The organism is Variovorax boronicumulans (assembly GCF_030812215.1).
Classification (GTDB): Bacteria; Pseudomonadota; Gammaproteobacteria; order Burkholderiales; family Burkholderiaceae_C; genus Variovorax; species Variovorax boronicumulans_C.
Genome location: NZ_JAUSSG010000007.1, coordinates 114930 through 128394, shown reverse-complemented (window position 1 = coordinate 128394; position 13465 = coordinate 114930). Strand labels below are relative to the sequence as shown.

Annotated in this window: 12 protein-coding genes; 6 read left to right on the top strand and 6 right to left on the bottom strand. The window is 67.4% G+C overall.

Going from position 1 to position 13465, the window contains the following annotated elements:
- The first annotated feature begins 132 nt into the window (after positions 1 to 132).
- The 6 genes from J2W23_RS19345 to J2W23_RS19320 all read left to right on the top strand — a co-directional run bounded on the left by J2W23_RS19345 (position 133) and on the right by J2W23_RS19320 (position 7291).
- Positions 133 to 3633 (top strand): response regulator, encoded by a 3501-nt coding sequence (locus J2W23_RS19345; RefSeq protein ID WP_307649879.1) that lies wholly within the window; start codon positions 133 to 135, stop codon positions 3631 to 3633.
- A gap of 86 nt (positions 3634 to 3719) precedes the next feature.
- Positions 3720 to 4502, top strand: a complete 783-nt coding sequence (locus tag J2W23_RS19340) for a CheR family methyltransferase (protein WP_176657683.1) — start codon at positions 3720 to 3722, stop codon at positions 4500 to 4502.
- The gene (locus tag J2W23_RS19335; protein WP_176657362.1) at positions 4499 to 5107 is read left to right on the top strand and encodes a chemotaxis protein CheB; all 609 of its coding nucleotides are present in this window, start codon (positions 4499 to 4501) and stop codon (positions 5105 to 5107) included. Before J2W23_RS19340 ends, J2W23_RS19335 begins: the two co-directional genes overlap by 4 nt.
- Positions 5097 to 6314: a hybrid sensor histidine kinase/response regulator gene (locus tag J2W23_RS19330; RefSeq protein ID WP_176657361.1), complete on the top strand. Its 1218-nt coding sequence runs from the start codon at positions 5097 to 5099 to the stop codon at positions 6312 to 6314. The genes J2W23_RS19335 and J2W23_RS19330 overlap by 11 nt, the downstream gene beginning before the upstream one ends.
- Before the next feature lie 73 nt (positions 6315 to 6387).
- Complete coding sequence (locus tag J2W23_RS19325) at positions 6388 to 6750, top strand: response regulator (protein WP_307649877.1); 363 nt, start codon at positions 6388 to 6390, stop codon at positions 6748 to 6750.
- Positions 6751 to 6805: 55 nt separating this feature from the next.
- Positions 6806 to 7291: a hypothetical protein gene (locus tag J2W23_RS19320; protein WP_176657359.1), complete on the top strand. Its 486-nt coding sequence runs from the start codon at positions 6806 to 6808 to the stop codon at positions 7289 to 7291.
- A gap of 22 nt (positions 7292 to 7313) precedes the next feature.
- Here the strand turns inward: J2W23_RS19320 and J2W23_RS19315 are convergent, their stop codons facing one another.
- From J2W23_RS19315 to J2W23_RS19290, 6 genes are all read right to left on the bottom strand, one after another.
- Positions 7314 to 7958 (bottom strand): CAP domain-containing protein, encoded by a 645-nt coding sequence (locus J2W23_RS19315; protein WP_307649876.1) that lies wholly within the window; start codon positions 7956 to 7958, stop codon positions 7314 to 7316.
- Between the two features lie 52 nt (positions 7959 to 8010).
- A complete protein-coding gene (locus J2W23_RS19310; RefSeq protein ID WP_307649875.1) occupies positions 8011 to 8346 on the bottom strand; it encodes a hypothetical protein in 336 nt (111 codons plus the stop codon).
- Between the two features lie 23 nt (positions 8347 to 8369).
- The gene (locus J2W23_RS19305; protein WP_307649874.1) at positions 8370 to 9845 is read right to left on the bottom strand and encodes a DUF1501 domain-containing protein; all 1476 of its coding nucleotides are present in this window, start codon (positions 9843 to 9845) and stop codon (positions 8370 to 8372) included.
- A gap of 21 nt (positions 9846 to 9866) precedes the next feature.
- On the bottom strand, positions 9867 to 11693 hold the full coding sequence (locus J2W23_RS19300) for a DUF1800 domain-containing protein (RefSeq protein WP_307649873.1): 1827 nt from the start codon (positions 11691 to 11693) through the stop codon (positions 9867 to 9869).
- A 211-nt stretch (positions 11694 to 11904) separates the two neighbouring features.
- A complete protein-coding gene (locus J2W23_RS19295) occupies positions 11905 to 12255 on the bottom strand; it encodes a hypothetical protein (RefSeq protein ID WP_176657355.1) in 351 nt (116 codons plus the stop codon).
- A 75-nt stretch (positions 12256 to 12330) separates the two neighbouring features.
- Positions 12331 to 13278, bottom strand: coding sequence for an adenylate/guanylate cyclase domain-containing protein (locus tag J2W23_RS19290; protein WP_176657354.1), 948 nt, complete (start codon positions 13276 to 13278; stop codon positions 12331 to 12333).
- Positions 13279 to 13465: the final 187 nt, after the last annotated feature.

The following is a 13465-nucleotide window of genomic DNA, read 5'->3' as shown; positions in this document are numbered from 1 at the left end:
GTATGGAACCACAGTATATCGAGCGACGGAATGTTAACGTTGAGGGTCCATGTGTCCGTCTCGGGGCCTTCTCCGACAGGATGACCCTCCCTTTTCGGCAAAACTTGACAAGTTTTGCTTACAAATGTGCCGATGAAAACTCCTGCCGCCATCGATCCCGACGACTTCGACCGCCTGCTGAGCCGCAATCTCAAGCTCCCGATGCTCGGAGGACTGTTCGGCGCCGTGGTATTCGTCGGACTGATCGTCTTCCTGCTCTCGACCATCGGCTGGGTGGAGCACACCGACCGCGTGACCCGCTCGGCCAGCGAGCTGCAGCGCCGCAGCATCGACATGGAAACGGGGCTGCGCGGCTTCCTCCTCACCGGCGACGAGACCTTTCTGGAGCCCTACCAGAGCGCCCTGCCCCGCCTGAAACCCGACACCGATGCCTTGCGCAGGCAGGTGTCGGACAACCCGCAGCAGGTCGAGCGGGTAGACCGCATTGCCGGCCTGCAGGACGCCTGGAACGAATTCGCCCGCGACATGATTGCGGCCCGCCGCGCCGGCGGAGACATGCAGGCCGCGGTTCGCCTGGGCCGCGGCAAGCGGCTGACCGACGACATGCGCGCCGAATACACCGCGTTCATGGACACCGAGCAGACGCTGCGTTTCCAGCGCAACAACGATGCCAACCGCACCAGTTGGTGGACGGTCGGCCTCTTTCTGCTGTTCACGCTGACGCTGACGGGGCTGATCAGCTTCTTCGGCCGCCGCCAGCTCGTGCGGCTGTCCGACAGCTACGACGTGGTGCTCAAGGAGCAGGCGGAGCACACCCAGCGGCTCTCCGAAGAAGCGTGGCTGCGCGGCGCGCAGACCGAGCTGGTGGGCGAACTGGTCGGCGAGCTGACCGCGCCGGACATGGGCCGCAAGATCCTCGCCTTCTTCTCGCGGCACCTGGGCAGCAGCGTCGGCGCGATGTATGTGCGCGAGCGCCACGGTCCGCTGCGCCGGGCCGCAAGCTACGGTTTCTCGGCCGATGCGGAAGCCTCGCCGCAGGTCTTCTCGCCCACCGAGAGCCTGGTGGGCCAGGCCGCGGCCGAGCGCCGCCGCATGCTGATCGACCCGATCGATGCCGACTACCTCAAGGTCAATTCCGGCCTGGGCGCGATGGCGCCCCGCACCGTGCTCCTGCTGCCGGTGATGAGCGACGGCATCGTCAACGGCGTGGTCGAGCTCGGCCTGCCCGGTGCGCCCGACGAGCGCGCGAGCCAGTTGCTGGATGTGGTGTCCGACGACATCGGCACCTCGCTCGCCGCGGCGCGCTACCGCGAGCAGCTGCAGGAGGTGCTGGCCGAGACCCAGCAACTCAACGAGGAACTGCAGGTGCAGCAGGAAGAGCTGCGCACCGCCAACGAAGAGCTCGAAGAGCAGTCGAAGGCGCTTCGCGCCTCGCAGGCGATGCTGGAGAACCAGCAGGCCGAACTGGAGCAGACCAACAGCCAGCTCTCCGAGCGCACCGAGGCGCTGGACCAGCGCAACACGGCCCTGCGCCGCGTGCAGCGCGACCTGGAAGACCGCGCCGACGAGCTGCAGCGCGCGAGCCGCTACAAGTCGGAGTTCCTTGCGAACATGTCGCACGAGCTGCGCACGCCGCTCAACAGCGCGCTCATCCTGGCCAAGCTCCTGGGCGACAACCCGCAGGGCAACCTCACGCTGGAGCAGGTGAAGTTCGCCGAGTCGATCTATTCGTCGGGCAACGACCTCCTGGTGCTGATCAACGACATCCTGGACATCGCCAAGGTCGAGGCGGGCAAGCTCGAAGTGGTGCCCGAGGATGTGTCGCTCGCGCGTCTCGCGCAGAGCCTGGAGAGCACCTTCAGCCCGCTCGCGATGCAGAAGAACCTGAACTTCCGGCTCGAAGTGCAGCCGGGCGCGCCGGTCTCGCTGGTCACCGACCGGCAGCGGGTCGAGCAGATCCTGAAGAACCTGCTGTCGAACGCGCTCAAGTTCACCGACAAGGGCGAGGTGGCGCTGGTGGTTTCCGCCACGGCCGATGGCGGCGCGGCCTTCGCGGTGTCCGATTCGGGCATCGGCATCGACCCGCAACAGCACGAACTGATCTTCGAGGCCTTCCGCCAGGCCGACGGCACCACCAGCCGGCGCTACGGCGGCACGGGCCTGGGGCTGTCGATCTCGCGCGACCTCACGCACCTGCTGGGCGGCACGCTCACCGTGCAGAGCGAGCCCGGCAAGGGCAGCACCTTCGTCCTGCAACTGCCGGCGCTGGCGCCGCAGGCTTCGGGCCAGCAGGCCACCGCGCCGCGCAACGTGGCGACCTATGCGCCCGGCAACCGGAACTCCGCCGCCCCCGCGCCCGCCCCCGTCGCACCGCAGGCGCCCGCGCCACGGGCCGTGGTGCCGGCGCCGCAGTTCGATGACGACCGCGCGATCCCGCGCGACCAGGTACGCCGCGTGCTGGTGATCGAGGACGAGCCGCAGTTCGCGCACATCCTCTACGACCTGGCGCACGAGCTGGGCTACCGGTGCCTGGTGGCGCACGGCGCGGCCGATGGTTTCGAGCTGGCCACGCAGTTCGTGCCCGACGCCATCCTTCTGGACATGCGCCTGCCCGACAGCACCGGCCTGGACGTGCTGCAGAAACTGAAGGATTCGCCGCACACGCGCCACATCCCGATCCACGTGGTCTCGGCCGCCGACAACGCGCAGGCCGCCGCGCTGCACATGGGCGCCATCGGCTTCGCGCTGAAGCCGGCCACCCGCGACGAACTGATGAAGGTGTTTGGCCGTCTGGAGGAAAAGCTCACGCAGAAGGTCAAGGTCGTGCTGCTGGTGGAAGACGACGAGCTGCAGCGCGAAGCCGTGATCAAGCTCATCGGTGACGACGACATCGAAATCGTGGCCGTCGGCTCCGGCGAAGAGGCGCTGGAGCTGCTGCGCACCCGCGTGTTCGACTGCATGGTCACCGACCTGCGGCTGCCCGACATGCAGGGCAGCGACCTGCTCAAGGCCATGGCGGCGGAAGAGATCGTGTCGTTCCCGCCGGTCATCGTCTACACCGGGCGCAACCTCACGCGCGACGAAGAGACGGAGCTGCAGCGCTACTCGCGCTCGATCATCATCAAGGGCGCCCGCTCGCCGGAGCGGCTGCTCGACGAGGTGACGCTCTTCCTGCACAAGGTGGAAGCCTCGCTCTCGACCGAGCGCCAGGGCATGCTGAAGACAGCGCGCGGGCGCGACCGCATCTTCGAGGGCCGCACCATCCTTCTGGTGGACGACGACGTGCGCAACATCTTTGCCCTCACCAGCGCGCTGGAGCAGCGCGGCGCGGCGGTGGAAATCGGCCGCAACGGCCGCGAGGCGCTCGAAAAACTCGACCAGGTGCGCGAGATCGACCTGGTGCTGATGGACGTGATGATGCCGGAGATGGACGGCCTGGAAGCCACGCGGCGCCTGCGCGCCGACCCGCGCTTCGAGAAGATGCCGGTGATCGCCATCACCGCCAAGGCCATGAAGGACGACCGCGACCAGTGCCTCGCAGCCGGTGCCAACGACTACCTGGCCAAGCCGGTCGACCTGGAGCGGCTGTTCTCGCTCCTTCGTGTGTGGATGCCCAAGATGGAGCGCCTGTGACCGACAAGCCGCCCTCATCCCTTCCGTCATCCCCGCCCTCGCCGCTTCAGCCGCTGAGCGACACGGAGATCGAGCTGCGCCTGCTCATGGAGGCCATCTATCTCAAGTACAGCTACGACTTCCGCAACTACACCACGGCCTCGCAGAAGCGCCGCGTGCTCTACGCGCTCGACCAGCTCGGGCTGCCGAGCATCTCGGCGCTGCAGGAAAAAGTGCTGCGCGACGCGGGGCTTTTCGGCCGGCTGCTGCAGTTCCTGACGATCCCGGTGAGCGAGATGTTCCGCGACCCGGCCTACTTTCTGGCGCTGCGCGATCAGGTCGTGCCGATCCTGCACACCTACCCGTCGGTGAAGGTGTGGGTGGCGGGCTGCAGCACGGGCGAGGAAGTGTTTTCTCTCGCGATCCTGCTGCGCGAGGAAGGCCTGCTCGAGCGCACCCAGATCTACGCCACCGACATCAACCCGGCCTCGCTCGAGAAGGCGCGCCAGGGCATCTTTCCGCTGGAGGCGATTCGCGGCTACACCACCAACTACCAGCGCGCGGGCGGACGCAGTGCGTTCTCCGACTACTACACCGCCGCCTACGACGCGGCGCGCTTCGACCCCTCGTTGTGCGCCGACGTCATCTTCGCGGACCACAGCCTGGCGACCGACAGCGTGTTCGCCGAGACGCAGCTGGTGTCGTGCCGCAACGTGCTCATCTACTTCAACCGGCTGTTGCAGGACCGCGCGCTCGGGCTCTTTCACGAGTCGCTGTCGCACCGCGGCTTCCTGGGCCTCGGATCCAAGGAAAGCATCGACTTCTCCGGCTACGCAGACCGCTTCGCGCCGCACGCCCGCGCCGAGCGCATCTACCGCAAGGCGACATGACGACGACGCTGCCTCGCCCCTACACCCGCAAGCGCGTGGACATGGTCGTGCTCGGCGCCTCGGCCGGCGGCATCGACGCGCTCATGGTCCTGCTCGACGGGCTGCCCGCCGGCTGGCGCCTGCCGATGACGGTGGTGCTGCACCTGCCCGAGAACCACGACAGCCACCTCGCCGAGATCTTCGCGCTGCGCGTGCCGTTCTCCGTGTGCGAGGCCGCCGACAAGATGCCGGTTGCAGCCGGCACTCTTTACTTCGCGCCGCCCGGCTACCACCTGTCGATCGAGCGGGAGCGTTGCTTCTCGCTCAGTTGCGAGGCGCCGGTGCTGTTCTCGCGGCCGTCCATCGACGTGCTGATGGCCTCGGCCGCCGACGCCTACGGCCCGATGCTGGCCGGTTTTCTACTGACCGGCGCCAACGACGACGGCGCCGAAGGCCTGCATCGCATTCACCTGGCCGGCGGACTCACCGCCGTGCAGGACCCCAAAGAAGCCCTGATTTCCATCATGCCCAACGCCGCCCTCGCGCGACACGCCCCCGACCACGTGCTACCGCTGCGCGAGCTTCGCGCCCTGCTCCTGCAACTGGAGGCCGTCCATGCCCATTGACGTCCAAAGCAAGCTGCTGATCGTCGATGACCTGCCGGAAAACCTGCTGGCGCTCGAGGCGCTGATCCGCTCGCCCGACCGCGTCGTGTACCGCGCCGGCTCGGCCGAGGCAGCACTCTCGCTGCTGCTGGAGCATGAATTCGCGCTCGCCATCGTCGACGTGCAGATGCCCGGCATGAACGGCTTCGAGCTGGCCGAGATGATGCGCGGCACCGAGCGCACGCGGCACATCCCCATCATCTTCGTGAGCGCCGCGGGGCGCGAGCTGAACTACGCCTTCCAGGGCTACGAGAGCGGCGCGGTCGACTTCCTGCACAAGCCGCTCGATCCGCACGCGGTGGTCAGCAAGGTGAACGTGTTCGTCGACCTCTACCAGCACAGGAAGGCGCTGCGCCACGAAATGGAATTGCTCGCGGCCGCGCACCGGAAGCAGGAAGAGCTGGTGCAGCAGCTGCAGCACACCCAGCTCGAGCTGGAGCGCGCGGTGCGCATGCGCGACGACTTCATGTCGATGGTCTCGCACGAGCTGCGCACGCCGCTCAATACGCTCTACCTGGAGGCCCAGCTGCGCCAGCTGCACCTGGCCAAGGGGAACCTCGCGAGCTTCTCGCCCGAGCGGCTGCCCGCGATGATCGAGCGCGACCAGCGGCAGATCCGCAACATGGTGCGCCTCATCGACGACATGCTCGACGTGACGCGCATGCGGCGCGATGCGCTGTCGATCCAGACCAAGCCGGTCGACCTCGCGATGCTCGCCCGCGCCGTGGTCGAGAACCTGCGCCAGCAGGCCGAGGCCGCGGGCTCGACGATCGCGCTCGAAGCGCCGGCCGAGCTGCTCGGCGTGTGGGACGAGTTCCGCATCGAGCAGGTGCTGACCAACCTCTTGACCAACGCGCTGCGCTATGGCGGCGGCAAGCCGGTGGAGATGGTGGTCGAGCGGGCCGGCGACATGGCGCGCGTGCGCGTGCGCGACCACGGCATCGGCATCGCGCCCGAGGACCAGGCGCGCATCTTCGAGCAGTTCGAGCGCACCGAGCACAGCCGCCAGCATGCGGCCGGGCTGGGCCTCGGGCTCTACATCACACGCAAGATCGTGGACCTGCACGCCGGGCAGATCGGCGTGGAAAGCGCGGCCGGCCAGGGCGCGCGCTTCACCGTCGAGCTGCCGCTGGAGGCCACCGCGGCAAACCCCGCGCCCCAAGCGTAGGAACAACCTTACGCCGCTCAGGACACATTCCGTTGATACTGCATCTTTCGACCTACTCAAGAGACAAACCGCCGTGAACGTGCTGATCGTCGACGACAACCAGGCCGCTGCCGACCTCCTGCAGGAACTGCTCACGCTGCAAGACCACACCGCCCGCTGCACCTACACGGCGCAGCAGGCGATGGACGCGGCCGCCGAGGAGCACTTCGATGCCGCGCTGATCGACCTCACCCTGCCCGACTTTCCGGGCTCCGAGGTCGCGCGGCGGCTGCGTGCGAGCACGGCCGAAGGCACGCCGCGGCTGCTGGTCGCGATCTCGGGCTTTTCGGCGCAGGATGCAGCGGGCGAATCGGCCAAGGAGCTGTTCGACCATCACCTCCAGAAGCCGATCGACATTGCGCAGCTCGATCGGATCCTGGCCCAACCGGCGCGCTAGCCAGGACCGGAGGCTTGTGCCGATGCGGCGCCTCTTCTTTCTGCTTGCTGTTCTCATGCCGCTCGCGTCGACCGCGGGATGGACCGACAGCACCGGCAAGCCGATTCCCGACACCGAGTCGATGCGCAGCGACGGCGACCTTCACGTGCAATTGCTCATCACCCCGGACGAGGCCGAGCTGCGCACGGCCTGGAACACCGCCAGCCGCGCACCGACATTGCGGGTCACCGACACCGTGAAGCGCGGCATCCGTTCCAGCGCGATGCTGTTCTTGCGCGGCTGCGCGCCGAATGCCATTGGCCAGTGCGATGTGGTGGTCGAGTTCTTCGTGATCACCCCCAGCGGACAGCGCGTGCCGGCCGGAGGCGGCCCACTCTGGACTTCGGAGCCGCCCCGGGCCGCGCTGGTGCTCGGCTCGGCCAGCATGAACTTCAGCTTCGGCCCGACCGACGAAACCGGGCTCTACAGCGTGCAGGCCAAGGTGGTCGACCGGATCGGCAAACGCACGCTCGAACTGTGGGACCGCATCCGGCTGGACTGACGCGTGAGGTCGTGGATGCCGGTCAGGGCGTCCCGAGCACCATCGTCCAGTAGTACGGATAGGCATTGCCCGCGCCGCCGCGCACGCATGCCAGCGCAATGTGCTTGTAGTTCGCGCCCATGAGGTTGCGGCAGTGGCCCTCGCTGCCCTGCCACGAGTTCATGGCCGAGGCGACGCTGCTCTGCCCGGCTGCGATGTTCTCGCCGACGCCCGACCACTTGTAGCCCGCGTCGGTGGCGCGGGTGCCCACGGTGCTGCCGTCCGAGCCGGTGTGATCGAAGTAATTCTTGGCGACCATGTCGCGCGAATGGCGTGCCGCGGCCGCATCGAGCTGCGCGTTCCATGCAATGGGCCCGGCGGCCGGATACTGCGTGGCGCCGCAGGTGCGCGCCTCGCTGCGGAACTGGTTCACGCGGGTGATGGTGTCCTGCACGAAGTCCGGCAGGCCGCAGCTTTCCAGCGCGGTGGGGCTGGGCGCCGGTGCTGGCGCAGGTGCTGCGGCGGGGTCCGGTGCGGGCGCCGGTGCCGGAGCGGCTGCAGGCGGAACGCCCAACCCGAGCGGCAACGCACCGCCACCGCCGCCACCTCCTCCTCCTCCCCCACCGCAGGATGCAAGCAACAGGGTCGCGAGGGTGCCGATGGCGGCGGTCTGGAATTTCGAACGCATGGTTTCCGGGGGGCCTTGTGAAAGAGAAAAGACAAAGGAGAAAAGCGACGGTTCAGGCCCGGCGCATCGCCTTGAAGCGATAGCGCCGGAACCCATTCTTCTGCATGAAGCTGATGGGCTCCCAGCCACGCGCCAGCGCGCGATCGGTGATCTGCGCCATCTGCACGCCGAGATAGTCCTGCAGGTTGTCGGACACCGACAGCTCGAACTCCCGCAGCCCGCGGTCCAGCGCGTCGATGGCCGCGATGGCACCTTCGACGCTGGTGAAGGGATGCATCGGCGTCATGTCCGCATTGCGAATGTGGGAGGACGTCTTCCTGCCGCCATTGGACGGAAAGGACACGCGCGTGCCGCCCTCCTCGCCATTCAAGCCGATCATTCCCTTCATGCCGTGCGCTCCATTCGCGTCGTTCATGCCATGAACCCCACGTTGCGCGGATACGCGATGCCGCTGGGCGCCGTCACGCCGAAGTTCTTGAGGTTGGGCAGGATGCCGTCGAGCTGCTCGTCGGGCACGCCGAACCAGCGCGCCAGGGTGCCCGCGTACTGGTCGACCGAGGTGGTGGGCAAAAGGCGGCCCTGCCCCACGTGCCACTGGTCGATGTCGCTCGCCGTGTTGGTGATGCTCACCGGCGGCGCCGTGCCGTAGATCGCCTTGCCCTTCACCGCACCGCCGACCACGAAGTGGTGGCCGCCCCAGCCGTGGTCGGAGCCATTGCTGTTGCTCGAGAGCGTGCGGCCGAAGTCGGACGCGGTGAACGCGGTGACCTTGTCGGCCACGCCGAGCACGATCATCTGGTTGTGGAAGGCGACCAGCGCTTCGGACAGGTTCTTCATGAGCCCCGGCTGGCGCGCGATCAGGTCGTCGTGCAGGTCGAAGCCGCCCATCGAGACGAAGAACACCTGGCGCTTCACGCCCAGCGCCTCGCGCCCGCGGATCAGGCGCGCCACCATCTTGAGTTGGTCGGCCAGGTAGTTCTGCTGCGGGAAGGTGCCGGACGCGAAGTCCGACTGGATCGCCTCGGTGATCTTTCCCTCGGCCGTGACCGCGCGCCGGATGACCTTGGTGTACTCGTTCTCCAGCGTGTGGCCGCTCTCGCGTTGCGCGATCTGCTGCATGGCCGCCTTCACCGTCGCCGAGCCGAAGAGATTGCCGCCGGTGCCGCTCACCGCGCCGATGCGCACCGCCCCGCCCGTTCCCACCTGGTACTGCAGCGCCTGGTCGCCCGAGAGGAACACCGCATTGCCCGACACCGACATGCAGGTGAAGAGCGAGCCCATGTTCGGCCCGAGCGCCAGGTCGCCCAGGTTGCCGCCCCAGCCGACGGTCGAGCCTTCGGGCGAAGACGATTGCCATACCGACTGCTGGTCGTTGTGCGAGAAGAGCTTGGGCGGAATCGGGAAGTCGCGGCGGTTGCTGCTGTTGTATTGCGCCCGCGTCAGCGGCTTGATGAGCGGGCCGACGTTCAGCTGCACCGCCACCTTGCCCTGGTTGTTGAAAAGGTCGGCCAGCCCCGTCATCGACGGATGCAGCGCGTACACGCGCCCGTCGGGCAGCGCCTGCGTCGGCTTGAGCTCGGTCGCGGCCAGCGCGGCGCGCGCGATGGCGATGCCGCCGCCCGCCTCGCCGTTGCCGCCGCGGATCAGGCTGTACTTGCCGTAGCTGTCGGCGTCGTAGGTGACGACGGTGTTCGCATAGTCGTTGCCGCCGAAGAGAAACACGCACACCAGCGCACGGTAGTCGTCGCCGGGCGCGGCCTGCGCGGCGGCCTCGCCCATGGCGGCGAGGTTGAGCGCGAACGGCAGCGCGGTGCCGGCCATCGCGAGCTGGCCCGTGCGGCGGAGGAACGCGCGGCGGCTGTGCCGCGCGGGGTCGATCAGGTACATGGACGAAAGGCTCCGCGTTGTTTATTTCTGCACAAGGTATTCGGGCGACCCCATCACCAGGAGGACGGCGGCGCAGATGCGATTGAGCTTTGCGCCATCGCTGCTCGCCGCCGTGAGGTTGGGCGTGGCCAGCGCGGTGGTGATGAGGTTGACGGTGGCGGGCAGCAACTGGTTGCCGGTCAGCACCAGGTTGAGCCGCCGCACCAGCGCGGCGGGGTCGAGCACCAGCGCCTTCTCGGCCGCGTAGCTGGCCATCACGTCCTTGCCGTTGAAGCCGTTGGGCAACACGCTCTGCATGAAGTTGAGATAGCCGCCCACGCTGCTTTCGTTGACCAGCTGGAACTCGGGGGCCACCAGCTTGTTGCTGGCGATGGCGGTCGATGGCGGCACGTAGCCGGGCCGGAAGAAGTTGAAGACCGAGGGCGAGCGCAGCGGGCTCTGGCCGAGGCCGTAGCTCGCGTCGGCAAGGATGCCGATCTTCCAGGCGTCGGTGGCCGAGGCGATGCCGCAGGTGCGGCCCCATTGCACGAAGCGCAGCATCGGCTCGCGCAGGCGCCCGAAGTTCGGGTCCGAAAGGCCGGCCGGGCCGCGCGCCTCGTCGTCGAGCAGGATGGCCGCGAACACGCTCTTCATGTCGCCGCGCACGCCGCTGCCGTTGTTGGCAAAGACATCGGCCACGCGCTTCACGTAGGCCGGGCTCGGGTTGCTGGTCACCAGCCGCTGGATCAGCTGCTTGCCGATGAAGGGGCCGACGTTCGGGTGGTTGAAGAGCGCGTCGAGCGCGATCTTCAGCGCCGCGGGCCCGGGCGTGCCGCCGGGCACGGTGGTGCCGAGGAACTTCGCCTCCAGCATGGAGTGGTTCGCGGCCAGGTAGGCCATGGGGCGCGTGGTCCAGTCCTTGGTGTCGAAGGCGCCGCCGCCGTTGGGTGGCCTGAAGCCCTCGCGCTCCCCGGTGCGGATATCGAGCACGTAGCCGGTGAAGACGCGCGCAAGGTTCGTCACATCGTCCTGCGTGTAGGTGTCCAGCGGCTGGCCGTCGGCGCCGGTCTTCACCGTGCCGTCGGCGTTGAGCTGCGACAGGCCGATGGTCATGAGCTGCATGACTTCGCGCGCGTAGTTCTCGTCGGGCTGCCGGCCCCGGCCGTCCTCCTTGCGGTTGTCGCGGGTGTTCAGGTAGAAGCCCATCGCGGGGTTGAGCGTCACGTCTTCCAGCAGCGTGCGGAAGTTGCCGGTGACGCCGGCCACCAGCGTGTCGAAGTACTGGGCCATCATGAGATGCGGCCAGTTCGAGCCGATCTCGTTGGCCGAGACCACGAAGATCTCGCTGAGCGCCAATGCCAAGCGCTTGCGCACCGGATCGGCCGACGCCATCAGCTGGCGCCAGACGGCTGCATCGATCGTGGTGGAGTCGAAGGGCTTGCTGTCGATCCATTCCCAGGCCGACTGCGTACGCGGTGCGCCGAACTGCTCGCTGAGCCAGGGCAGGTAGCCCTTGTTGCGCACGTCGGCGATCTCCGCGTCCGAGGCCGAGAACTGGGCCTGCAGCAGGAAGCGCGCGGCTTCGTCGTCGGTCTTGGCTTGCGTGTAGCGGTAGGGGCCCGCGTCCGATCCCGCGCCGGGGCCCGGTGCCGGCAGGCCGCCGATGCCGCCGCCGAATCCGCCCCCACCGCTGCCGCCGCCTCCTCCACCACCGCAGGCCGCGAGCGCGGCCGCGATGGAAAACGTCGCCAGGGCCTTCATGGGCCTGAGCGACGCCTCGGTCTCGGCTGTGTCTGTTGTTGCCGGCGCATCGACGTACGCCAAATCGTCGGCCACGCTCGCGCAGCCGGCTTCTGTCCGTTCCACCATGTTTTCCTCGCTCCTGCGGCGTTCCTGCGCCGGGAGCGATCAAGGCAAGTGCCGTGCCCTGTGGATTTCGCTGGTGAGAACCTTTGACGACAGGGTCGTCAATCCAATATTTGTGACTTTATGTGACTTTTTCGTCACTTGTGAAACAAAATTGGCACCTTCAGAGACCCGCTCAAGCAGGTCTTCAGTTACCGCGCCTTGGGTGAGGACGTCAGTCCTGCTCGTCTTCCCATTCGTAGCCGTTCGGCGGGCGATATGGATAGCCGGGCCCGTAATAAATGCGTCCGGGCGGCGGGCTGTAGATGGGTGCCGGGCGGTAGTACACCGGCGGCGGCCGGTAGTAGACGGGCGGCGCGGGCTGGTAGTAGATCGGTGCCGGGTAGTAAACCGGCGGCGGCACGTAGTACGGCGCTGGATAACCGCCGCCCACATAGCCGGGGGTGCCGATCTGCACCGACCAGTGGCCGCGCGCATTGGCGGCGCCCGCGGCGAGCAACGCACCGGCCGCGATCGCGCCGAGGGTTGCCCATTTGAAAACAGAAGAATGTCGTTTGAAGTTCACAGCGGCTCCAGGGCCAAGGGCGAACAGCGCCCGGTCTGACAGACAACGCCCGACGCAGGTCACCGGTGCACCCGGTCAGGGTCCCACTTCGCGGCGCGAGAGCATCACCTCGCCGCCGGTCGTACTGAAGGCGATGGTGGGGGCGCTGAAATCGCTCAGCGGCGCGCCCAGGCCGATTTCGCCGCGGCCGTGCAGCACGCATTCCTCGCGACGCAAGGCGATCTCGGTGCTCGGCCCGCCGTTGCCATGAAAGCGCACCCAGGTCCCATAGGTGCTGATGTCGATCAGCACGCAACTGCCCTGCCGCATCTCGATGCGCGCATGCAGCCGCGAGACGCGTGGGTCGTTGACCACGAACTGCGCGTCGTCCACGCGGCCCAGGTGGATCGGCAACTGCTCGCTGCTGAACATGGAGCGCACGTCGAGCCAGGACAGCTCGATCTGGCCGAACGACGAATCCGGAATCCGCACCGGCGCCAGCGCGGCCGGCACGGTGAGGAAGGTGGTCACGTCCTCCTGCCAGTCGATGCGGTGCACCACCGACATCTCGCTGCGGCCGCGGATATTGATGAGCCCGAGGTCGCGATGCTGCACGCTGCCTTCTCGCAGCTGCGAGATCACCGCGTCGGTCACCCAGATCTGCCCGGGGCCGGCGAGGTCGCTCAGCCGCGATGCGAGGTTGACGGCGTCGCCGAAGCAGTCGCCCTCCACCTCGACCACTTCGCCGCTGGCCACGCCGATCTGCAGCGCCATGCGCAAGGGCGCGGGCCAGACCTGAAGACGCTTCTGGTGGTAGCGCTGGAGTTCGATCACCGCGTGCGTGGCGGCCGCGCCGCTCGAGAAAATGGCGAACACGCCGTCTCCCAGCGACTTCACCACCCGGCCGCCGTGCGCCTGGCAAACGCCGCCGATCCACTGGGTCAGGCGCGTCACCGTCTCGGTGGCACGTGCATTCCCCATGGCCTCGAAGACCCTTGTGCTCCCTGTCAGGTCCGCGAAAACGACTGTGGCATTGACACCCATACTGTCTTGTACTCGGTAGCGATCGCTGGTTGATTATGGTCAGGAAGCTCTTCAGCCTCTTGTCCGTGTTTTGTCTGACGTATGCCCAAAACCGAGCCCACCAAAGGATTTAGTACTTTTGATAACAAACTTCAATAAGTGCTGAAACTGATACGTAAAGCTTGTTGTTTGCAAACAAGAAACACTG

Bases quoted from the DNA above. Each gene is read 5' to 3' on its own strand.
- J2W23_RS19345 (WP_307649879.1), top strand. From the start codon at position 133: ATGAAAACTCCTGCCGCCATCGATCCCGACGACTTCGACCGCCTGCTG.
- J2W23_RS19340 (WP_176657683.1), top strand. From the start codon at position 3,720: ATGGAGGCCATCTATCTCAAGTACAGCTACGACTTCCGCAACTACACC.
- J2W23_RS19335 (WP_176657362.1), top strand. From the start codon at position 4,499: ATGACGACGACGCTGCCTCGCCCCTACACCCGCAAGCGCGTGGACATG.
- J2W23_RS19330 (WP_176657361.1), top strand. From the start codon at position 5,097: ATGCCCATTGACGTCCAAAGCAAGCTGCTGATCGTCGATGACCTGCCG.
- J2W23_RS19320 (WP_176657359.1), top strand. From the start codon at position 6,806: ATGCCGCTCGCGTCGACCGCGGGATGGACCGACAGCACCGGCAAGCCG.
- J2W23_RS19315 (WP_307649876.1), bottom strand. From the start codon at position 7,958: ATGCGTTCGAAATTCCAGACCGCCGCCATCGGCACCCTCGCGACCCTG.
- J2W23_RS19310 (WP_307649875.1), bottom strand. From the start codon at position 8,346: ATGAAGGGAATGATCGGCTTGAATGGCGAGGAGGGCGGCACGCGCGTG.
- J2W23_RS19305 (WP_307649874.1), bottom strand. From the start codon at position 9,845: ATGTACCTGATCGACCCCGCGCGGCACAGCCGCCGCGCGTTCCTCCGC.
- J2W23_RS19300 (WP_307649873.1), bottom strand. From the start codon at position 11,693: ATGGTGGAACGGACAGAAGCCGGCTGCGCGAGCGTGGCCGACGATTTG.
- J2W23_RS19290 (WP_176657354.1), bottom strand. From the start codon at position 13,278: ATGGGTGTCAATGCCACAGTCGTTTTCGCGGACCTGACAGGGAGCACA.